Here is a 21,142-nt window from a genome sequence, read left to right as displayed (position 1 = left end):
GGACGCGGCCGACTCGGCACCTGACCAGCACTGGCGAACTCCGCGGAGCCGCCGGCATGGCCAGATCTGGCCATCTTCGGAGCGAGGTGAGCGTGCGCCGCCGCGCGATTCGAGCGAGCGCCGCACCACGGCATACGACGGGCCTACCGTGGGAGACGTGGAGCGGTGGACGCCCCCAGACCTCCCGGCCCGATGGCGGGTCCACGCCAGCCCGTTCGTGGGCCGGCGCGCGGAGTTCCGCGCCCTCGAGGAGGCCTGGGCCGCCGTGGAGTCGGGGCTCGCCCAGGTCGTCTTCCTCGAGGGGGAGGCCGGGGCCGGCAAGTCCCGCTTCATCGCCGAGACCGGCCGCATCCTGCACGCCCACGGCGCGGCCGTCCTGCTCGGGTCGTGCGTGGCCGAGGGCGGGGCGCCCTACCAGCCGTTCGTCGGTCCGGTCGAGGCGCTGACGTCGGCGGTCCTAGCAGGGGCGCTCGCGGACGTGTCCGGTGACGCGGCGCCGGCGCTCACGCAGCTCCTCGGCACCCTCGTCGGGACCGACGCGGCCGTCGGCTCCTCGCGCGCACCGACGACCCGTGAGCTCCACGACGCACTCGTCACGGCGCTGCGAGCCGCTGCCCGCGAGCGTCCGGTCGTGCTCGTCCTCGAGGACCTGCACTGGGCCGGTGCCACGTCCCTCGAGCTCCTGTCGCACCTGGCCCGGCACACCGGCGACGTCCGGCTGCTGTGTCTGGCGTCGTACCGCAGCACGGCCCCCGACCGGTCCGCGCCGCTGGCGAGCGCGGTCGCGGAGCTCCACCGGCTCGAAGCGGTGAGCAGGGTCCGGCTCTCCCCGCTCACCGAGGGCGACGTCGCGGAGTACGTCGTCGCGCGCACCGGCTCACCGCCGGACAGGGCTCGCGCGGTCGCGCCGCTGCTGCTCGAGCACACGGGTGGCAACCCGTTCTACCTGCGCGAGCTCGTCCGGGACCTCGTGGACGCCAGGGGTGGTGGTCTCGAGCACCTCGGCTCCGGCGAGCTGCCGACGCCGCAGACGGTGCGCGACCTGTATGCCGGCCGCCTGGGGCGGCTCGGGACCGGCACCCGCCGCCTGGTGGAGGTCGCGGCGGTCGTCGGGGACGAGGTGCCCGTCGAGCTCCTCGCCCGCGTGGCCGGGCAGGACGTGGACGAGACGCTCGAGGGCCTGGGCCACGCCGAGACGGCCGGCCTCCTGCGGAGCCTCGCGGGTGACGGGTCGCTCGTCGCCTTCGACCACGTCCTCTGCCGGCAGTCGGTGCTGGACCTCATGCTCCGCACCGACCTCCTGCACCTCCACGTCGACGTCGCCCGAGCCCTCGAGGCGGGCCCGTCGTCGGCGCCCAACCGGGTCGAGCGCATCGCCCACCACTATGCGAGCGCCGAGGTCCTGGGGCACCGCCGCGAGGCCGTGCACTACCTCACCGAGGCGGCGTCGGTGGCCCGTGCCCGGCTGGCGCACCACGAGGCGGGGCAGGCGCTCGCCCGGGCGGCCGAGCTCGCCGACGAGGGCGCCGACCGTGACGACCTGCGCCTGCTCGCGGCGGAGTCGCTCCGGGCCGCGGGCGACTTCGCGGCGGCGTGCGACCTCGACCGCGCGGTGGCGGTGCAGGGCAGCCAGCGCGACCGGCTGCGTGCGGCGGTGGCGTTCGAGAGCGCGACGTGGCGCATCGGCGACCTGGGGTTCGAGGCGGCGGACCTCCTCACCACGACCCTGGGCCAGGCCGACGTCGCGGAGACCGACCCGTTGCGGATCACCGCCGTCGCGAGCCTGGGTCGGGCGCTGACGTTCACGGGCGACTTCGACCGCGGACGCGAGGTCTGCGCCCGGGCCATCGAGCTGGCCACCGCGTCCGGTGACCGGGCGACCCTCGCCCACGCCGTGGAGTGCAGCATCATCATGAACGTCCGGCCCCGCACCGCCCGGGAGCAACGGCCCCGGTGTGAGGAGCTGGTCCGTCTCGGCACCGCCGGGGGCGAGTCCGACTGGGTCTTCAACGGTGCCTCGATCCTCGCTCTCGTCGCGCACCTCGAGGGTGACGCAGTGCAGTACGAGCGGTCCCACGCGGACTTGGTGCGGGCCGCGGCGGCGAGCGGGGAGCCCTTCTTCCAGGTCCAGTCCTCGTGCTTCGAGTGGGTCCGGGCCTTCGTCCGGGGTGACCTCGCCCGGGCGGAGGCGATCGGGGAGGAGCTCCTGCAGTCCCACCGCGTCGGCACCCGTGCCGAACTCACCGAGCGGCTGTCGGTGCAGACCTTCGTCCTGCGCAGGGAGCAGGCGCGGCTCGGGGAGGTCGCACCGTTCATCTCCGGGAGCGAGTCCGTCGAGCAGCACTGGGCGCCGGGCCTGCTGGCCCTCTATGTCGAGCTCGGCCTGCGCGAGCCGGCCCGCAGGGTGCTCGACTGGTTCGTCGAGCAGGACCTCGCGCGCTTCATGGCCTCGCCGACGTGGCCGGCCACGATCGCCTTCGTGACCGAGGCGGCGGTCTGGCTGCGCCACCGTCCCGCCGCGGACCGGTTGCGCGAGGCGGCGGCCGAGTACGCCGGGCACAACCTCACCGTCGGGCCGATGCTCGCCGCCTTCGGCTCCGCCGACCGCTACCTCGGGATGCTCGAGTCGACCCTGGGCCGCCCCGGGGCCGAGGGACTGCTGCGGTCGGCGACCGAGATGGACGGCCGGATGGGCGCCCCGCTCTTCGTGGGCTACGACGCCGTCGCGCTCGCCGAGCACCTCCGGCGCTCGGGGGCCGGAGCCACGGCGCTCGAGGCGGCCCGGCTCGACGCCTCGGCACGTGTCGGCGCCCTGCACTCGCCGAGGCTCGCCTCGAGCCTGGAACGCGTCGTGCCACCTCGTCGCCGTGCCGACGGGCTGACCCGTCGCGAGGTCGAGGTGCTGCGACTGCTCGCGCAGGGCCTGAGCAACCGGGAGCTCGCCGAGCAGCTCTTCATCAGCGAGAACACCGTGACCAACCACGTGCGCTCGATCCTCATGAAGACCGGCGTGACGAACCGGACCATGGCGTCGAGGTATGCCGCCGAGCACGGCCTGCTGGACGCCGGCCCCTGAGGAGCGTCCGATCGGGTCTCAGCCCACGGACTCCCGGATGTCGTGGCTAGCGCCGTCGGGCGTGAGCGTGTGCGTCACCTCGACGATGACGTCCGCGGGGACGCCGGCGCGCTCGGCTGCGCGCAGGATCGCCTCGGCGGAGTCGGCCTCGTAGAGGCAGAACGTCCTGCGGCGGTCGGCGGAGAGGAACGAGTAGAGCCAGCGCACGTGCTCGTCGTCGTTGATCTCACGGAGCTCTCGTGCGTCGTCGGGCTGGAGGTCGAGCCGGTCGGCGAACTGGCGCTCGATCATGAAGATGGCCATGGACCCTCCTCTCTCCCCTCGCAGTCTAGGTCCGGGACGCGACCGAGGGAGTGGTCATTTGGGCGCAGCCCGTCCCGCCCGGATGCGGCTCGCTAAGGTGACCTGCATGACCGGATACGTGGCGGCGGCAGCGGTGCTGGCCACCGGCATGCTGCTCGTCATCGCCGCGATGGGCGCCCGGTCACTGCTCGCTCCGCGCGCCGCGACAGCGGCCAAGCTCACGACCTACGAGTCCGGCGTCGACCCCGTCGGCCAGGGCTGGGCACAGAGCCAGGTGCGCTACCTCGCCTACGCCTTCCTCTACGTCGTCTTCGCCGTCGACGCCGTCTACCTCTTCCCGTGGGCCTACGTCCTGCGCGACTCCGACCTCGGGGTCGCCTCGCTCGTCGAGATCGCGGTGTTCATCGGGATAGTGGTCATCGGGCTGCTGCACGCCGCTCGCCGCGGCCTGCTGCGGTGGACGTGATCCCGTGACCGAGGTGAACGCTCCGAACGCCGTGGGCCAGGACCGGGCCGTGATGCTGCCGATGCCTCGCGTCGGTCCCGTCGCCGAGCACGCCCCCAAGCCGATCCGGGTCGTCCTCAACTGGGGCCGCCGCTACTCGCTGTGGGTCTTCAACTTCGGGCTCGCCTGCTGCGCCATCGAGTTCATCGCCGCCTCGATGGGACGGCACGACTTCATCCGGCTCGGGGTCATCCCGTTCGCGCCCGGGCCACGCCAGGCCGACCTCATGGTGGTGTCGGGCACGGTCACCGACAAGATGGCGCCGGCCATCCGGCGGCTCTACGACCAGATGCCCGAGCCCAAGTACGTCATCTCGTTCGGTGCCTGCTCCAACTCCGGTGGCCCGTACTGGGACTCGTACTCCGTGACCAAAGGCGTGGACCAGCTCATCCCTGTCGACGTCTACGTGCCCGGCTGCCCGCCGCGGCCCGAGGCGCTGCTGCACGGCATCATCCGGCTCCAGGAGCAGATCGCCGGCGAGCGCCTGTCCGGGCGAGCCATCGCCGAGCGCCTCGGTGGTGCCGGGCGGCTCGTCCCCGCCGACGGCGAGGGTGCCGCCGCGCCGCGCTACACCGCCCACCGCACCGGGTCTGCCGCCGAGGTGACGCGCGGTCGCGTCGAGCCGCCGCGGTGAGCCTCGTCGTCCTGGGGCTGCTCGCATTCGTCATCGAGTTCGCCTTCATGGTGGGCGTGTTCATGCTCGCGTCGAGCGTCGTGGGCGGCGGTGTGGCGGGCAGCCTGCTCGGCGTCCTCGCGGTCGTCGTCGTCGCTGCACTCTGGGGCCTGTTCCTCGCGCCCAAGGCGCGTCGCCGCCTGCCCAAGCTGCCCCGGGCGCTCGTCGCCGGCGGGGCGGTCGCCGCCGTCGGGGCGGGACTGCTCGCGCAGGGGCACCAGCGCTTCGGTCTCGTGCTGCTCGGCGCCGGGCTCGTGCTCGTCGTCGCGCAGATCACCCTCGACGACGCCGGGCCCGTGGCGCCGCCGCAGGGTCGGGGGCTCCGTGGTGAGACAGGGGAGACCGGGGGGACGCAGGAGACGCGGCGCTCGCGCCGTGACCATCGTGCTGACGGCGACCAGCGCTCGCATGGCGACCGGCGCTCGCACGGCGACCAGCGCTCGCGCCGCGACCAGCGCTCGCGACGACGATGAGCGCGGAACGGCCGACGAAGAGCTGCGCGTCGTGCGGGCGACGCATCGAGTGGCGCAAGAAGTGGGAGAAGGACTGGGACGAGGTCCGCTACTGCTCGGCCGCCTGCCGCCGGCGCGGTGTCGGCGCTGCCGACCGGAGCCTGGAGCGCTCGATCCTCGACCTGCTCCGGGACCGGGCAGCCGGGGCGACGATCTGCCCGTCCGAGGCGGCGCGCGCCGTGGCGTCCGAGGCCGGCTCGGGTGCGCAGGAGTGGCGCGACCTCATGGAGCCGGCCCGTCGCGCTGCACGCCGGCTCGTGGTCGCGGGGGAGGTCGAGATCGTCCAGCAGGGCAGGGTCGTCGACCCGTCGACGGCCAAGGGGCCGATCCGGGTGCGTCGCGTCCGCGGCGGCACCTGATCGCGAGCGCCGCGGACGGCATGCGAACGACGTCCGGGCACGTGGTCGCGAGGCCGACCAGCCTTGCGGACGCAAAGGTTCCCTACCCGCAGGTAAGAACTTGGCAAAGTTCTGTGACGGGGGTCACCTCGCAGCCCTAGGTTGCGAGCACCAGTCCTGCCACCCATGGGAGATGTCAATGACGACAGTTCGAGCGTTGGGCCTGTTCGCCGCGGGAGCCGCCGCGACCAGCCTCGTGATCAGTGCCGCACCCGCCCAAGCCGCGACGTCCTACGTCGCGCTTGGTGACTCGTACTCCTCGGGGACCGGCACCCGCAGCTACATCGCAGACGGCACGTCGTGCCAGCGCTCGACCTCGGCCTACCCCTCGCTCATCGCGGCGTCCAAGGGCCTCACCCTCAACTTCCGGGCCTGCTCGGGGGCGACGATCCCGGACGTCACCAACACCCAGCTCAGCGCCCTCACCGCGTCCACGACCCACGTGACGCTCTCGGTGGGGGGCAACGACGCCGGGTTCGCCGACGTGCTCACCGAGTGCGCGATGCCCGGCTGGGCGAGCAACTGCAACGGTGCGATCGACACCGCCCAGAGCTTCGTCAACAACGTGCTGCCGGGCCGGCTCTCGACGCTCTACACGTCGATCCGGAGCAAGGCGCCCAACGCCAAGGTCGTCATCGTCGGCTACCCGCGCATCTTCCAGGGCGAGGACTGCAACGCCCTCACGTGGTTCTCCCCGGCCGAGGAGGCCCGCCTCAACTCGATGGCCGACCTGCTCAACAGCAAGACGTCGGCGGCCGCCAGCGCCAAGGGCTTCAGCTTCGCGAACCCGACGTCGCGCTTCATCGGTCACGCGGTCTGCGACGACGTCGAGTGGCTCAACGGCCTCTCGAACCCCATCAGCGAGAGCTACCACCCCAACAAGCCGGGCCACGCCAGCGGCTACGCGCCGACCGTGAGCACCCCGCTCACCGGTAGCGCGTTCCGCCTCACCTCGGCGACGTCGAAGCGCGCGGCCGCCAGTGCCGATCGCCTTGCGGCACAACAGCGCACGTATGCCGTCCGCGACGCCTCGATCACGCCGAAGGAGTTCCGCACGCCGAACCTGCGGACGTCCGCGGTCAAGGCCGCCGCTGCCAAGGCCGGGGTCGACCTGTCCTCGCGGGCCAGCATCGACGCCGCCGACCGCGTCTGGTCCGCCCGTCAGGCCAAGCAGGCCGCCACTCGCTGACGCACTGCTTCACCCACCACCGACTGATTGCCCTTTCGCGAGGCTCGCGGAAGGGCAATCAGTCGTGGGGGCCTCGCGAAAGGGCAATCAGTTGTCCGTCCGCACCCCGGGTCTAGGGTGACGACGTGAGCACCGACGAGCTGCACGACGTGGCGCCGGGCGACTGGCACGAGGCCGTCGCCGCCGCGCACGCGACCGGGTTCACCTTCTTCGACTGGCTCAGTGCCGTCGACCGCACCTACGACGAGGCCGCACCCGGCTACGACGTCGTGCTCCGCGCGCTCGCCCTCCAGCGTCGCGACTCGGTGACGGGCGACCAGCTCGCGGGACTGCACGGCATACGGATCAGGACGAGGGTCCCCGAAGGTGCGTCGCTCGCCTCGGTCACCGACGTGTATGCCGGCGCGGCCTGGCACGAGCGCGAGACGCACGAGATGTTCGGGGTCGAGTTCGAGGGCTTCGACGACGGGTCCGGGTCGGGGCTGCGGCCACTCCTTTTGCCCGACGGCTTCGAGGGGACGCCGCTGCGCAAGTCGTTCGTCCTCGCCGCTCGCGCGTCGAAGCAGTGGCCCGGCGGCAAGGAGCCCGGTGAGGGGCACGACTCGGCGAAGTCGCCGTCACGCCGTCGCGTGCAGGCGCCGGGTGTGCCCGACCCTGCGTGGGGACCGCGCGAGTCCTGACTCACTCGGGCTCGTTGGGCGTGGATCCGCCGAGCCGGTAGGGCGTCGTCACCCCCTCGTACACGAGGTGGGCGATGAGGCCTTCGCGCGCGTGGGGGAGGTTGTGGCAGTGGTCCATCCAGATGCCGGGGTTGTCGGCGACGAACGCGACCTCGTAGCGCGCGCCGACGGGCACCTCGAGCGAGTCGGTCCACCACGGGCTGCCGCTCGCCCTGACGCCGTTGCGCGACAGGACGACGACGTGGTGGCCGTGGAGGTGCATCGGGTGGGTCTCGTTGCTGCGGTTGAGGATCTCCATCCGCACGACGTCACCCTCGCTCACGGTGAACATGGGGATGTCCGGATAGAGCTTGCCGTTGACCGACCACCACACGCCGGGACGTCCCTTGACGAAGCCCGGGCGCCGGCCGATCGAGTACGCGAACGTGCGGTCGGGGCGCTCGGGGTCGAAGTCGAGGGACGCCGGTGAGCCGTAGGTGAGCAGGTCGACCGAGGCCTTGGGTCGCGGTGTCGAGGGTGTCGTCGAACCGGCCGGCCCGATGACGAGCGACGCACCGCCGAGCTCGACGCGGGCCGCTGTCGTCGCAGGCACCTCGACGAGGAGGTCGGCCCGACCGCCCGCCGGGACGACGAGCGCCTTGTCCGCGACCTCTTCCGGGTCGTTGACGTCCGTGCCGTCGACCGCGGCGACCCGGTAGGCCGCGCCGCTCACCCAGACCGGCGCCACTCCGGGGTCGGTGTTGACCACCCGCACCCGCACCCGCGTGCCGGGCGCGGCGTCGACGTGCTGCTCACCCACGCGTCCGTTGACGGTGCGCTTGCCTCCGTAGATGTGCGACAGGGCGAGGACGTCCGCCGCGGGCGCCGTGGCTGCGCCCTTCGGCGCGATGACGATCGCGCCGAGCAGCCCCTGGCGCACCTGCTCGTGCGAGACCTGGTGCGAGTGGTACCAGTACGTCCCGACCTGCCCCGCCACGAACCGGTAGGTGTGCGACTGTCCGGGGTGCACCGCGTTCTGCGTGACACCGGCGACGCCGTCCTCGGCGTTGGGCACGTCGAGCCCGTGCCAGTGGAGCGTCGTCCCGCCGGGGACCGACTCGTTGACGAGCGTGACCTCGACGAGGTCGCCCTGCGTCGCCCGCACCACCGGGCCGGGGGAGGTGCCGTTGAGTGTGATCCCGGGGACGGTCGTGCCTCCACCGATGTCGATGCGGCCGGTTGCGGCGACGAGCCGGACGCTGACGTCTGCCGGACCCTTCTGCACCTCGACGAGGTCCTTGACGGACACGGGCGACACGGGCCCTGCCGACGCGTCGGGCAGCCCGTGCCCGGTCCCGTGGCCGCCGGCCGCCGCGACGAGACCCGGCTCGTGGACTCCCATGTCCATGACCGACCACGACTCGGGCATCCGGCTGGCGTTCCACATCCACGCCAGCGGCAGCAGGAGCAGGAGGGACGCGGCAAGGGCGACCAGCAGTGCCAGCCGGCCCTTGCCGCGAGATGGGGAGTCGTCAGGCGACGACACGTTCCCTCGGGACGTCGGACGTCGTGTCCGTCCCGGTGACCCGGCGGGACCGCCAGAAGGTCCACACGGCCGACGAGAAGAGCAGCAGCGCGTTGATCCCGTGCAGCGCGCCGAGGATCGGGTAGCTGTGCCCGAGAAGGCCGAGGGTCACCTGGAGGACGACGAGGCCGAGGACGATGGCGCCCCACTTGACGCCGCCGGGGACCTTGGCGAAGAACGACGACACGAGGAGCAGGAGGGCGAGGAGCGGGATGACCATCATCCCGTTCATGCCGTGGAGGACGAACGCGACGAACTCCGAGAACGGGGCGTCGCCGCTGTCGAACGCCGCCTCCATCCCCGCCTTGTCGATGACGCCGCCGTCCTCGACGTACTTGCCCATCCCGGCATCGCCGTAGACGATGAAGGACGCTTGGAGCATGACCTCGACGGCGATCAGGCCGGCGAGCACACGGTAGACGTTCCGCATGGTGGAGCCTTTCTGACAGGGCTCGGCCGAGACGTCGTCGCCGACCGCGCCACCCGAATCTGCAAGTAGTGGTGCCCGTGCGATGTGGTGAGGCTCCGGCTCAACCTCGAATCCATGGTCCCGCTGCGGCTGCGCGCTGTCCGGCGATTCGGCGAAATGCCGCGACCCGGCGGCACCGCCCACGCAGCACCGGTCCCAACTAGGCTGCGTGCGATGAGCGTGCTCGAGGTGGTGCTGAGGTCGGTGGCCGTCCTGGCCGCCTTCCTCGTGTTCCCCCTTCTCGTGGGGCAGACCGAGCACAAGCTCATGGCGCACATGCAGGGCCGGCTCGGACCGATGTATGCCGGTGGCTTCCACGGGTGGGCCCAGCTCGTCGCCGACGGGGTGAAGTTCGTCCAGAAGGAGGACATCACCCCGCGCGCCGCCGACCGGACGATCTTCCGGATCGCGCCGTTCGTCGCGCTCGTGCCCTACCTGCTGGCCCTCGGCGCCCTCCCGCTCCAGTCCGGCGTGGCCGGCGTCGACGTGCCCGCCAGCGCCGTCCTCGTCCTCGCGGCGACGAGCGTCGGCGCTCTCGGCACCCTCATGGCCGGGTGGGCGAGCGCCAACAAGTACGCCCTGCTCGGGGCGCTGCGGTCCGCGGCCCAGCTCGTGTCCTACGAGCTGCCGCTCGTCCTCGCCGTCGCGTCGGCCTGCCTGGCGGCGGGCACCCTGAGCCTCACCGGGATCGTCGAGGCGTGGAGCCCGTGGTGGCTCCTCTGGCAGCTGCCGGGCATGGTCGTCTTCCTCGTCGCCTCGCTCGCGGAGCTCCAGCGGCCGCCCTTCGACATGCCGATCGCCGACGCCGAGCTCGTCATGGGGCCCTGGACCGAGTACACCGGGCTGCGGTTCGCGTTCTTCCTCCTCGCCGAGTACGCCGGGATCGTCGTCTTCTCGGTCCTCTTCGCCGTGCTCTTCCTCGGCGGGTGGCGCGGCCCGTTCGACGACCAGCTCGGGTGGCTGTGGACCCTGCTCAAGGGGTTCGTCATCGCCGTCCTCGTCATCTGGTTCCGCGTGGCCTGGCCCCGGATGCGCGAGGACCAGCTCCAGCGTCTCGCGTGGCTCGTCCTCCTTCCCCTGGCCCTGATCCAACTGGCCCTCACCGGAATTGGCGTGGTGGTGACGCAGTGAACGACGACAAGAAGCCCACGAGACCCACGAACAAGGGCCTGCTGCCCGGCATACTCAAGGGTCTGGCGACGACCGCGAAGACCGCGACGCGCAAGACGCACACGCACGAGTACCCCGACGTCGCGCCGGACCTGCCGCCGCGCAGCCGCGGCGTCATCGCCCTGCTCGAGGAGAACTGCACGAGCTGCATGCTCTGCGCGCGCGAGTGCCCCGACTGGTGCATCTACATCGACTCGCACAAGGAGACGATCCCGGCGACGACCGAGGGCGGGCGCGACCGCCAGCGCAACGTCCTCGACAACTTCTCGATCGACTTCTCGCTCTGCATGTACTGCGGCATCTGCATCGAGGTGTGCCCGTTCGACGCGCTCTTCTGGAGCCCGCAGTTCGAGTACGCCGAGACCGACATCCGCGATCTGCTCCACGACAAGGAGCGGCTCGGCGGCTGGATGGAGACCGTGCCGCCGCCGCCGGCGCTCGACGAGAACGCGGCCGAGCCGGCCGAGGTCGCGGCCGCGAACAAACCTGCCCGTATGCCGCGGGGTCGCGCCACATGACCTCTCTCGACCTCGCGTTCGCGGCCTGCGGACTGCTCGCCGTCGTGGCGGGGCTGCTGGCCGTGACGACCCGGCAGGTGGTGCACGCGGCCCTGTGGCTCGTCGTCGCCCTGCTCGGGGTCGCGGGCTGCCTGCTCGTGCTCGGGCACGAGCTCGTCGCGCTGGTGCTCGTCCTCGTCTACGTCGGGGCGATCGTCGTCCTCGTGCTCTTCGCGCTCATGCTGACGCGCGCGCCCATCGGGCCCGACGTCGCGCACGCCGTGCCGTGGTGGCGCCGGGTGCTCGCGGGGCTGGCCGGTGCCGCGACGACCGGGCTGCTGCTCGCGGCTCTGCTGCCGCTCGCCGGTGACGCGGTCGAGCGCCGCGAGGTCTCGAACCAGGCCGTGGCGACCGAGCTCTTCGGCACGTGGGTGTGGCCGTTCGAGGCGCTGTCGGTCCTTCTGCTCGCGGCGCTCGTCGCCGCTCTCGCCGTCTCGCGCTCGGGGCACCGCCCCGACGACCGACTGATTGCGAGTTCGCAGAGTCCCTCGTCCCTCGGGACTCTGCGAACTCGCAATCAGTCGGAAGGTGTGGGCAGGGGTGGGGACGCGTGATCCACCTCGCCGGTCCCTATGTTGTCGCCGCCCTGCTCGTGGGCCTCGGCGTCATGGGGGTCCTCGTGCGTCGCAACGCCGTGCTGCTGCTCATCGGCGTCGAGCTCATTCTTTCGGGCTCTCTCGTCCTGCTCGTCGCGTCGGGTGCGACGTCGGCGTCGCGGTGGGAGGCGTCGAGTGTCCTGCCGCTCTTCGTCATCACCATCGCCGCTGCCGAGGTCGTCGTGGCGCTCGCGGTGATCCTCACCGCCTTCCGCCTCCGCGGCTCGATCGACCTCGACGAGCCCCTGGACGAGCGACTGATTGCGACTTCGCAGAGTGCCTCGTCCCTCGGAACTCTGCGAAGTCGCAATCAGTCGGGGGATGGGGACTCGCCGTGGGGCAATCAGCCGGGGGGTGAGGGGGCATGAGTGGCGCACTCTGGGTGGCCCACCTGCTCGTCGGGGTTCCCGTCCTCGCCGCCGTCGTCACGCTCGCGCTCCGCCGCACACCGGCGCTCGCTGCACTCGTCGCCACCGGCGCCGCGCTCGTGTCGATCGTCGTGTCCATCGTGGGGATGGCCGTCGCGCCGACCCGCGGAGAGGGCACCGTCTACCTGCGCGAACCGTTCCACGTCGGCGACATCGAGATGTCGCTGCAGCTCGGCTCGGGCCCGTCGACGGCCGCGGTCGCCGCCGTCGTCGCACTCGTCGCCGCGGCCGTCCTCGTCTTCACCCGCTGGTACCTCGCCGACGACGACCGCCTCGCCCAGTTCGCCGCGACCGTCTCGTTGTTCACCGCCGCGATGATGCTCGTCGTCCACGCCCGCGACCTCGTGCTCACCCTCGTCGGCTGGGAGGTCATGGGCTGGTGCTCCTACCTGCTCATCGGCCACTGGTCGCGCAAGAAGTCCGCCCGCCGCGCGGCATACAAGGCTTTCATCGTCACGCGGGTGGCCGACATCGGATTCGTCCTCGGTGTCGTGGGCCTCAGTGCCGGCGCCGGTTCGACCGGCCTGGACAGGGTCGTCGACTTCTGGTCGCACACGGGCGGCGTCTGCGTCGACACCGTGACGCAGACCGCCGCCTGCATGGCCCCGCCCGAGCCGTGGCTGCGGTCGCTCCTGCTCTCGTTGCTCGTCATCGGGGTCCTCGGCAAGTCGGCCCAGTTCCCGTTCCAGGACTGGCTCCCCGACGCGATGGAGGGCCCGACCCCCGCGTCCGCGCTCATCCACGCCGCGACGATGGTCGCGGCCGGCACCGTCGTCCTCGCCCAGCTCTTCGACCTCCTCGTCGTCGCCGACGGTGCGCGCTGGCTGCTCGGTCTCGCGACCGCGGTGACGATGGTCGGGGCGGCCGTCCTCGCGCTCGGGCAGTCCGACCTCAAGCGCCTGCTCGCGTGGTCGACGGTGAGCCAGGTGGCGATCATGCTGTCGGCGCTCGCGACGGCGACCCGCGAGCTCGGACCGGACCCGGCGCTGTTCCACCTGTGGTCGCACGCGGTCTTCAAGTCCCTGCTCTTCCTCACGATCGGCTGGCTGTCCGTCGTCGCCGGCTCGACGCTCGCCGTCGCCCTGCGCGGCAGCGGCAACGTCCACCAGCTCGCCAAGGTCGCCTGGCTCTTCGGCCTTCTCGCTCTCGCCGGAGCTCCCTTCGTCGTCGGCGGGCTCTCCAAGGAACACGTCATCACCACGGCCTACGAGGGTGCGATCGGTGCCGGCGGACCCGGGGTCATCGTCCTCGCGGCCCTGCTCGTCACGGTCGTCCTCACCGCGGCCTACGCGACGCGCGCCCATCTCGTCGTCACGGCCGCGCTCCCGGACGGAGAGACCCTCGACGAGGACGCCCGTATGCCGTCCGCCCCCGTCATCGTCGCCCTGGCCGTCCTCACCGTGGTCACCGTCGTCGGTGGGCTGGTGCTCCTCACGGGGCTGTTCGACATCCACGGCGTCTCCCCCTGGTGGATGCTCCTCACCGTCGTGCTCATCCTCATCGGGGGCGGCACCGTCTGGTCGGCGCGCAGCCGGACGACCGACGGCGACCCCCGCGACGCCTTCGTCCGCACCGCGCGCCAGCGCGTGCTCGCCGACGGCGGGCTCGGGTTCGACACGGCATACCGGCGCCTGATCGCGACACCGGTGCTGGGACTGGCGCGGGTCGTGGCGTTCCTCGACCGCGAGGTCGTCGACGGCTACGTGCGCGGTGCCGCGGCGTCGGCGGGCATCGCCGGCTGGCTCACCGAGCGCGGGCACCGGCGCGAGGCCGCGTCGGGTGGCGTCGCCCTCGTCGCGCTCGGGCTGCTCGTCGCGGCCGGGACGGCGGTGCTCGCATGGCGCTGATCCTCATGCTGCTCGTGCCCGGCGCCGTCGGCCTGTGGCTCGTCACCGGCGGCCGGGCGCTCGCGCCCTCGACGGCACGGCTCGTCGCGCTGGTGGCCGCCTCCGTGGGAGGCGCAGCGGCCGTCGCGGCGACCGTCCTGCGACCCGTCGTCGACCGTGCGTGGATCCCCGACCTGGGGGTGCGGTGGCACTTCGAGGTCGACGGCGTGAGCGCGCCGCTCGTCGTCCTCACCGCAGTCATCGGCGTCCTCGTCGTCGCGCACGCGTTCGTCGAGCAGCCGTGGGCCGACGCGCCCGACAGCGGCAGCGCGGCGACCTATCTCGGCGCGCTGCTCCTCGTCGTCGCCGGTGCGCTCGCCGCGTTCTCGGCCCGGGACGCGGTCCTCTTCTTCCTCGCGTTCGAGGTCGTCCTCGTCCCGATGTGGGTGCTCATCAGCCGCTACGGCGACCGCCACAGCGCCGCCGCCCGGGCCGACGCGTCGGCTCGCTTCATCCTCTACACCGCCGTGGGCTCGACGCTCATGCTCGTCGGCATCCTGCTCCTCGTGACCCGCGCGGGCACCGCCGACCTCGGCGAGCTCCCCGCCGCGGCCGCGGCCCTCGGGATCGGCGAGCAGACGACCATCGCGGCGCTCCTCACCCTCGGGCTCGCCGTCAAGGTCCCAGTCTTCCCGCTGCACACCTGGCTCCCGGCCGCGCACACGACCGCGCCGACCGCGGGCTCGGTCCTGCTCGCCGCGGTCCTGCTCAAGCTCGGCACCTACGGCCTCGTCCGGCTCCCCATCGCCAACGTGCCCGACGGGTTCGCCCGCATCGCGCCGGTGCTCGCCATCGCCGGTGTCGTCGGCATCCTCTGGGGTGGGCTCATCTGCCTCGTCGAGCGTGACCTCAAGCGGCTCATCGCCTTCTCGTCGGTGGCGCACATGGGCTTCGTCGTCCTCGCGCTCGCGTCCGGCACCGAGACCGGTCTCCAGGCCGCTCTCATCGGCAACATCGCCCATGGCGTCATCTCGGCTCTGCTCTTCGTCATCGTCGGCGGGCTCAAGCACCGGTGGGGCTCGGTCGACCTTGCCGTCGTACGCCCGGCACTGCGCGAGGTGTCGCCTCGCCTGGGCTTCGCGCTCATCCTCGGGCTCGCCGCCGGCCTCGGGCTCCCCGGCCTCGCCGGCTTCTGGGGCGAGTTCGTCGCCCTCCTCGCCGCGTGGAACCCCGCCCAGCACACCGGGATCCTGCGCACCTGCGCCGTCATCGCCGCGATCGGTGCGGCCCTTGCCGCGGCCTACTCGCTGCGGGTGGCCCGCATCGTCTGGGTGAGTGACGCCGCGCCGGAGGAGGGGCTCGACCAGGCCCTCGGGCGCACCCCGGACGCGCGGTCGGTCGAGCTGGCCGTCATGGCCGTACTCGGCACCGCCGTCGTCGTCATCGGCGTCGCGCCCTTCCTCGTGTTCTCGGTGACGGCCGACGCCGTGACCGCCCTCGTCGGAGGCGGCCGATGACCCTCGAGATGCACTGGGGGCTGCTCCTGCCCGCCCTCCTGCCCGTCGCCGCGATGGTCCTCGTCCTGCTCGTCGACGCCGTCGCGCCGCGCACCCGGCTCGCCGCACCCGTCATCGGTGCCGTCGGTCTCGTCGGGGGAGCGGTCGCGGCACTGCCCGGGCTCGTCGCCACCGGACCGCGGCTCGCGCTCTGCACCCCTGCACCCGACGGTCGCTGCCTCTGGGACGGCGGCCCCCTCGCCAGCACCCTCCAGGTCGGCGCCCTGCTCGCCACCCTCGCCGTGCTGGCCCTGCTGTCGATCCAGAGGGTCGGCGTCATCGAGGTCGTCATGCTCCTCGCGTCGGCCAGCGGGGCGGTCGCGGTCGTCGCGGCCCGCGACCTCGGCACCTGGCTCATCACGCTCGAGCTCGCGACCCTGCCCGTCATCGCCCTCGTGGCGTGGCGCGAGCGCCGGGCCGCCGCGCACGGCGCCCTCACGCTGCTCACGACCTCGCTCGTGTCGTTCGGGCTGCTCGTCCTCGGCACCGCGCTCTGGGTCACGGCGACCGGCGACCCGACCCTCACGGGACAGTCGCTCGCCGCCGCGTGGGGCGCACCCGAGACCCGCACCCTCGCCGGCCTCGCCACCGTCGTCCTGCTCGCCGGCCTCGCCTTCAAGCTCTCGGCCGTGCCGTTCCACGCATGGACCCCGACGACCCTGACGTCGGGCCCGCTCCCGGTGTCGGCGCTGCTCGCGTCGGCCTCCAAGCTCGCCGCCGTCGGTGCCCTCGTCGTTGTGCTCGCGCCCTACGAGTCGGTCCTCGGCGCTCGCCCCGGCCCCCACGTCGTCGTCTCCGCGCTCGTCGTCCTCACCGTCGCCTCGATGCTCGTCGGCACCGTCATGGCGCTGCGCCAGACCGAGGTCGTCCGCCTCCTCGCGTGGTCGACCGTCGCCCAGGCCGGCTGGATCCTCCTGCCGCTGACGGCGCTCACCGTCGCCGGCCGTCAGGCTGCCGCGGCCTACGCCCTCGTGTATGCCGTGGCCAGCCTCGTCGCGTTCGCCGCGGTCCGTGCGGTCCACGGATGGCGCGTCGAGGACGGTCGGGAGCTCGCGGCATACAGGGGGTTGCTGCGTCGGGACCCGGTCGCGGGAGGGACGCTGGCCCTCGCGCTGCTCGTCCTCGCCGGACTGCCCCCGGGAGTCATCGGGCTCGTCGCCAAGGTCGTCGCCCTGCGACCGGCCATCGCCGCCGGGCTGTGGCCCGTCGCGGTCGTCGCGGTGGTCGCCGCGGTGCTCGGGATCGCGGTCTACGTCCGCTGGTTCGCGGTGCTGTTCGGTGAGCCGGAGGCCGGTGCGCCGTCCCGTCCGCGTCGCCGCCGGGCGAGCGTCGCCGTCGCCGTGGTCGGCGCCGCGGTCCTCGTCGTGACGAGCGTGCTCCCGCAGCTGCTCGTCGGTCTGGTGTCATGAGAGCCGACGCGGAACGTTTCCGCCGAGGTCGAGCGTTGGAGGAGACATGCACAACCATTTCAACGGCCTGAAGACCGCGGGGCTCTTCGGAGCGATCTTCGGACTCCTGCTCGCCCTCGGATGGGCCGCGAGCGTCTACTTCAACAACCGCTCGTTCATCCTGATCTTCGCCCTCATCGGCGTCGCGATGACGTTCTACTCCTACTGGAACAGCGACAAGCTCGCCATCAAGGCGATGCACGCGTTCCCGGTGAGCGAGACCGAGGCGCCGGCGATGTACCGGATCGTCCGCGAGCTCTCGACGAAGGCCGGGCAGCCGATGCCTCGCCTCTACATCTCGCCCACCGAGGCGCCCAACGCCTTCGCGACGGGCCGCAACCCGCAGAACGCCGCGGTCTGCTGCACCCAGGGGATCCTCCAGCTCCTCGACGAGCGCGAGCTGCGCGGTGTCCTCGGTCACGAGCTCATGCACGTCTACAACCGCGACATCCTCACCGGCTCGGTCGCCGCCGCCATCGCCGGTGTCATCAGCTCGGTCGGGCAGATGCTGTCGTTCAGCGCGATGTTCGGTGGAGGCAACCGCGACAGCAACAACCCCGGTGGCGCGATCGCCGGGCTCGCCATGGCCTTCCTCGCCCCGATCGGCGCGATGTTCATCCAGCTCGCCATCTCGCGCACCCGTGAGTACGACGCCGACGAGGACGGTGCCACCCTCACCGGTGACCCGCTCGCGCTCGCGTCGGCCCTGGCCAAGCTCGAGGCCGGGGTCTCGCAGGCGCCGCTCGCGCCGACCAAGGACCTCGTCAACGCGAGCCACATGATGATCGCCAACCCCTTCCGCGCCCAGGACATCTCGCGGCTCATGGCGACCCACCCCCCGATGGCCGACCGCATCGCCCGGCTCCAGGGCATGGCGACGGGCTACCGCCCCAACTGACGAGGCCCAACGCGAACTGACGAGGCTCTTGCCCGGCTGACGGCCCGGGTCCGTGGCACGGTGGAACACGTGGTCCGGACCCGGGCCGTCGCTCGTCGTCAGGAGGTCGTCATGGCGCACAAGGTCGGATATCTCATCGGAAGCCTGTCCAAGGACTCGATCAACCGGGTGCTCAGCCAGTGCCTCATCGCCGTCGCCCCCGACGACCTCGAGTTCCACGAGATCCCGATCAAGGACCTCCCGCTCTACAACCGCGACCTCGACGAGGACTACCCGGCGGAGGCGACGGCGCTCAAGCAGGCGATCGCCGACTCCGATGCGCTGCTCTTCATCACCCCGGAGTACAACCGCTCGATCCCCGGCGCCCTCAAGAACGCCATCGACTGGGCGTCGCGGCCCTACGGCAAGAACTCCTTCGACCACATCCCCGCCGCCGTCATCGGGGCGTCGGTCGGGGCCATCGGCACCGCCGTCGGGCAGCAGCCGCTGCGCTCGATCCTCAGCTACTGCAACGCCCGTCAGATGACCGCGCCCGAGGGCTACATCCACTTCGACCCCGAGATCTACCTCGCGAGCGGCGAGGTCACCGACGAGGAGAGCAAGGAGTTCCTGCGGACGTTCATGACCGAGTTCCGCGACCACGTCGAGCGGGTCCTCACGGTCCTCCCGCGCGACTGACGGTTGGCTGACGCCCGACTGACGTGTGACGGGCGCGCACGCGACGCCCGACCTGCGGGCGGGGCCGCGGGCCGTGTGACACCATCGCCGCGTGCCATCTCTGACTCGCGACGAAGCCCGGCAGCGGGCGCAGCTCATCTCGGTCCAGCGCATGGAGGTCGACCTCGACCTCGACCGCGGCTCCGAGCACTTCGGATCCACGGCCCGGATCACGTTCTCCTGCAGCGCTCCCGGCGGCTCGACGTTCCTCGACCTGCACGCCGTGAGCTGCGAGCGGATCGAGCTCAACGGCATACGGATCGATCCGGACACGGTCACCGAGGGTCGCCTCACGCTGACCGACCTCGCGGCCGACAACGTCGTCGAGGTCACGGCGACGATGGCCTACTCGCGCGACGGCCAGGGCCTGCACCGCAGCACCGACCCGGCCGACGGCGAGGACTACGTCTACGGCCACCTCTTCCTCGACGCGGCACCGAAGGTCTTCGCCTGCTTCGACCAGCCGGACCTGAAGGCGCCGTATGCCGTGTCCGTCCGCGCGCCGCAGGCGTGGGTCGTCCTCGGCAACGGCCGCGCGACGCGGACCGCCCCCGGGCGGTGGGAGCTGAGCGAGACCCTGCCGCTCGCGACGTACTTCGTCACCGTCTGCGCAGGCCCGTACGTCTCGGTGCACGACGAGCACGACGGCATCCCGCTCGGCATCCACGCCCGCCGCAGCCTCCAGCGCGAGCTCGAGCTGCACGGGCCGCAGATGTTCGAGGTGACCAAGCAGTCGTTCGACCACTACCACCGCACCTTCGACGTGCGGTACCCGTTCGGCGACTACGACCAGGTGTTCGTGCCCGAGTTCAACGCCGGCGCGATGGAGAACCCGGGCTGCGTGACCTTCCGCGACCCGATGCTCTTCCGCGGCGCTGCCACCCGCGAGCAGGTGCTCCAGCGCAGCAACACCATCGCCCACGAGATGGCGCACATGTGGTTCGGCGACCTCGTGACCATGCGCTGGTGGGACGACCTCTGGCTCAACGAGTCCTTCGCCGAGTTCATGGCCTACACCGCCACCTCGCGGGCGACCGAGTTCACCGACAGCTGGGTCGAGTTCGGCATCTCGCGCAAGCAGTGGGGCTACGCCGCCGAGCGTGCGCCCTCGACCCACCCGGTCGCCGGGTCACCTGCGCCCGACGCCCAGAGCGCCCTCGCGAACTTCGACGGCATCTCCTACGCCAAGGGCGCGTCCGTCCTGCGCCAGCTCGTCGCGCACATCGGCGAGGAGGCGTTCAACGCCGGCGTCACGGCCTACCTGCGCTCGCACGAGCACGGCAACGGCGAGCTCTCCGAGTTCCTCGCGGCGATGGAGGAGGTCCACGGGTCCTCGCTCGCCGACTGGAGCGCGGCGTGGCTCGAGACCGCCGGGGTCGACGCCATCGCGCTCGACCGCGACGGCATCCTGACCCGCACGGCGCCGCAGGAGCACCCGGCCGACCGGCCGCACGCGCTCGACGTCGCGGGGTTCACCGGCGGCGCCGAGGTCTTCCGCACGTCGCTCACCCTCGACGCACCCCAGGTGTCCGTCGACGGCGTGCAGCGGGACGCGGCCGTCCTCCTGCCCAACGCCGGCGACCTCACCTGGGCCCAGGTCGACCTCGATGCCGAGTCGCTCGCCGCCCTCCCGCGCGAGCTCGCCCAGGTGCAGGACCCGGTGGCGCGGTCCGTCATGTGGGGCGCGGTGCTCACCGGCGTCTTCCGCGGCACGGTCGACCCGGCCGTTGCCCTCGACGTCGTCACCGCTGCCTGGCCGCACGAGCGCGACGACGCCCTCATGTCGCGGGTGGCGCTGGCGGTCACCGACCGCATCGTGCCGCAGTTCCTGCCCGCCGACCGCGCCGCCGACGCCAAGGCCCGGCTCGCCGAGGCCGCGCTCGCCGCGTTCGACGACGCCGAGCCCGGCTCCGACCGGGCCCTCGTCGCGGCACGTGTCCTCGCCGCCACGACGACCGACGAGCAGCGGCTCGAGGCGTGGGTCTCCGGCCGGGACCTTCCGCAGGGCCTGGAGCACGACTCGGACTTCCGCTGGATCGTGCTGCAGACGATGGCCCGCCTGGGGCTGGCCGACGAGAGGCGCATCGCCGCCGTCGAGGCCGACGACACCACCCTGTCGGGACGCCTGTCCGGACTGGCCGCGCGAGCCGCGCGACCCGGCATACAGGACAAGGAGTGGGCCTGGGCGCAGATCTCCGGCAACCGCGAACGCTCCAACTACGAGCTCAACGCCCTCGCGTCCGGGTTCTGGTCCAGCGGCTCGGTCGAGGACCTGCGCCCGTATGCCGCACGCTACGTCGCGGACATCCCTCGCCTCACCGAGTGGGTCGGGGCCGACGCGCTCGACCGGGTGGCCACGCTCGCGTTCCCGTCACGGATCGTCGAGCCGGAGACCGTGGACCTGGTGCGGGCGGCGATGGACCGCCCGGACGTCACGTCGGGCGTGCGCCGCTCGATGGCCGACGAGCTGAGCAAGCTCGAGGAGGCGCTGGCCTCACGCTCCCGCTGGAGCTGAGGCCGGCGCCCCCTCGCCCCCTCCGTCACAACGTCCTGCCCCATGGGTGCGGGGCGCGACGT

General features: G+C 72.3%; 20 protein-coding genes. 17 read left to right on the top strand and 3 right to left on the bottom strand.

What is annotated here, in order from left to right:
- Window positions 1-157 precede the first annotated feature (157 nt).
- Complete coding sequence (locus ACSQ11_RS01790; RefSeq protein ID WP_436002467.1) at window positions 158-3,076, top strand: helix-turn-helix transcriptional regulator; 2,919 nt, start codon at window positions 158-160, stop codon at window positions 3,074-3,076.
- 18 nt (window positions 3,077-3,094) lie between these two features.
- On the opposite strand, the gene ACSQ11_RS01785 is transcribed toward ACSQ11_RS01790, so the two are convergent.
- Window positions 3,095-3,379 (bottom strand): DUF4242 domain-containing protein, encoded by a 285-nt coding sequence (locus tag ACSQ11_RS01785; RefSeq protein ID WP_436002465.1) that lies wholly within the window; start codon window positions 3,377-3,379, stop codon window positions 3,095-3,097.
- 106 nt (window positions 3,380-3,485) lie between these two features.
- On the opposite strand from ACSQ11_RS01785, the gene ACSQ11_RS01780 reads away from it, so the two are divergent.
- The 6 genes from ACSQ11_RS01780 to ACSQ11_RS01755 all read left to right on the top strand — a co-directional run bounded on the left by ACSQ11_RS01780 (window position 3,486) and on the right by ACSQ11_RS01755 (window position 7,336).
- Entirely contained in the window at window positions 3,486-3,845 is a 360-nt protein-coding gene (locus ACSQ11_RS01780) for an NADH-quinone oxidoreductase subunit A (RefSeq protein WP_436002463.1), read from the top strand.
- 52 nt (window positions 3,846-3,897) lie between these two features.
- Complete coding sequence (locus ACSQ11_RS01775) at window positions 3,898-4,518, top strand: NADH-quinone oxidoreductase subunit B (RefSeq protein WP_436006674.1); 621 nt, start codon at window positions 3,898-3,900, stop codon at window positions 4,516-4,518.
- On the top strand, window positions 4,515-5,030 hold the full coding sequence (locus ACSQ11_RS01770) for a DUF2568 domain-containing protein (protein WP_436002461.1): 516 nt from the start codon (window positions 4,515-4,517) through the stop codon (window positions 5,028-5,030). The genes ACSQ11_RS01775 and ACSQ11_RS01770 overlap by 4 nt, the downstream gene beginning before the upstream one ends.
- Window positions 5,027-5,428: a DUF3253 domain-containing protein gene (locus tag ACSQ11_RS01765; protein ID WP_436002459.1), complete on the top strand. Its 402-nt coding sequence runs from the start codon at window positions 5,027-5,029 to the stop codon at window positions 5,426-5,428. Before ACSQ11_RS01770 ends, ACSQ11_RS01765 begins: the two co-directional genes overlap by 4 nt.
- Before the next feature lie 178 nt (window positions 5,429-5,606).
- A complete protein-coding gene (locus tag ACSQ11_RS01760) occupies window positions 5,607-6,656 on the top strand; it encodes an SGNH/GDSL hydrolase family protein (protein WP_436002457.1) in 1,050 nt (349 codons plus the stop codon).
- Between the two features lie 125 nt (window positions 6,657-6,781).
- A complete protein-coding gene (locus ACSQ11_RS01755) occupies window positions 6,782-7,336 on the top strand; it encodes an NADH-quinone oxidoreductase subunit C (RefSeq protein WP_436002455.1) in 555 nt (184 codons plus the stop codon).
- A gap of 1 nt (window position 7,337) precedes the next feature.
- On the opposite strand, the gene ACSQ11_RS01750 is transcribed toward ACSQ11_RS01755, so the two are convergent.
- Both ACSQ11_RS01750 and ACSQ11_RS01745 read right to left on the bottom strand, forming a co-directional pair.
- On the bottom strand, window positions 7,338-8,861 hold the full coding sequence (locus ACSQ11_RS01750; RefSeq protein ID WP_436002453.1) for a multicopper oxidase family protein: 1,524 nt from the start codon (window positions 8,859-8,861) through the stop codon (window positions 7,338-7,340).
- Complete coding sequence (locus ACSQ11_RS01745; RefSeq protein ID WP_436002451.1) at window positions 8,848-9,330, bottom strand: DUF6220 domain-containing protein; 483 nt, start codon at window positions 9,328-9,330, stop codon at window positions 8,848-8,850. Before ACSQ11_RS01745 ends, ACSQ11_RS01750 begins: the two co-directional genes overlap by 14 nt.
- 213 nt (window positions 9,331-9,543) lie before the next feature.
- Between ACSQ11_RS01745 and ACSQ11_RS01740 the strand changes: the two genes are divergently transcribed.
- The 10 genes from ACSQ11_RS01740 (at window position 9,544) to pepN (ending at window position 21,080) form a co-directional block, all read left to right on the top strand.
- A complete protein-coding gene (locus ACSQ11_RS01740) occupies window positions 9,544-10,500 on the top strand; it encodes a complex I subunit 1/NuoH family protein (RefSeq protein ID WP_436002449.1) in 957 nt (318 codons plus the stop codon).
- Window positions 10,497-11,057, top strand: a complete 561-nt coding sequence (locus ACSQ11_RS01735; RefSeq protein WP_436002447.1) for a 4Fe-4S binding protein — start codon at window positions 10,497-10,499, stop codon at window positions 11,055-11,057. Before ACSQ11_RS01740 ends, ACSQ11_RS01735 begins: the two co-directional genes overlap by 4 nt.
- Window positions 11,054-11,650: an NADH-quinone oxidoreductase subunit J family protein gene (locus tag ACSQ11_RS01730; protein ID WP_436002445.1), complete on the top strand. Its 597-nt coding sequence runs from the start codon at window positions 11,054-11,056 to the stop codon at window positions 11,648-11,650. The genes ACSQ11_RS01735 and ACSQ11_RS01730 overlap by 4 nt, the downstream gene beginning before the upstream one ends.
- The gene (gene nuoK / locus ACSQ11_RS01725) at window positions 11,647-12,060 is read left to right on the top strand and encodes an NADH-quinone oxidoreductase subunit NuoK (protein WP_436002443.1); all 414 of its coding nucleotides are present in this window, start codon (window positions 11,647-11,649) and stop codon (window positions 12,058-12,060) included. Before ACSQ11_RS01730 ends, nuoK begins: the two co-directional genes overlap by 4 nt.
- The gene (locus tag ACSQ11_RS01720) at window positions 12,057-13,967 is read left to right on the top strand and encodes an NADH-quinone oxidoreductase subunit 5 family protein (RefSeq protein ID WP_436002441.1); all 1,911 of its coding nucleotides are present in this window, start codon (window positions 12,057-12,059) and stop codon (window positions 13,965-13,967) included. The genes nuoK and ACSQ11_RS01720 overlap by 4 nt, the downstream gene beginning before the upstream one ends.
- The gene (locus tag ACSQ11_RS01715) at window positions 13,958-15,463 is read left to right on the top strand and encodes a complex I subunit 4 family protein (protein WP_436002439.1); all 1,506 of its coding nucleotides are present in this window, start codon (window positions 13,958-13,960) and stop codon (window positions 15,461-15,463) included. Before ACSQ11_RS01720 ends, ACSQ11_RS01715 begins: the two co-directional genes overlap by 10 nt.
- On the top strand, window positions 15,460-16,911 hold the full coding sequence (locus tag ACSQ11_RS01710) for a proton-conducting transporter transmembrane domain-containing protein (RefSeq protein ID WP_436002437.1): 1,452 nt from the start codon (window positions 15,460-15,462) through the stop codon (window positions 16,909-16,911). Before ACSQ11_RS01715 ends, ACSQ11_RS01710 begins: the two co-directional genes overlap by 4 nt.
- Window positions 16,912-16,957: 46 nt before the next feature.
- The gene (htpX, locus tag ACSQ11_RS01705; RefSeq protein ID WP_436002435.1) at window positions 16,958-17,848 is read left to right on the top strand and encodes a zinc metalloprotease HtpX; all 891 of its coding nucleotides are present in this window, start codon (window positions 16,958-16,960) and stop codon (window positions 17,846-17,848) included.
- A gap of 111 nt (window positions 17,849-17,959) precedes the next feature.
- A complete protein-coding gene (locus ACSQ11_RS01700; RefSeq protein ID WP_436002433.1) occupies window positions 17,960-18,526 on the top strand; it encodes an NADPH-dependent FMN reductase in 567 nt (188 codons plus the stop codon).
- A gap of 91 nt (window positions 18,527-18,617) precedes the next feature.
- On the top strand, window positions 18,618-21,080 hold the full coding sequence (pepN, locus tag ACSQ11_RS01695; RefSeq protein ID WP_436002431.1) for an aminopeptidase N: 2,463 nt from the start codon (window positions 18,618-18,620) through the stop codon (window positions 21,078-21,080).
- The last annotated feature ends 62 nt before the right edge of the window (window positions 21,081-21,142 follow it).

This window comes from Knoellia sp. LjRoot47, from assembly GCF_964253435.1.
Taxonomy (GTDB): domain Bacteria; phylum Actinomycetota; class Actinomycetes; order Actinomycetales; family Dermatophilaceae; genus Knoellia.
This window is presented reverse-complemented; position numbering and strand designations above follow the sequence as displayed.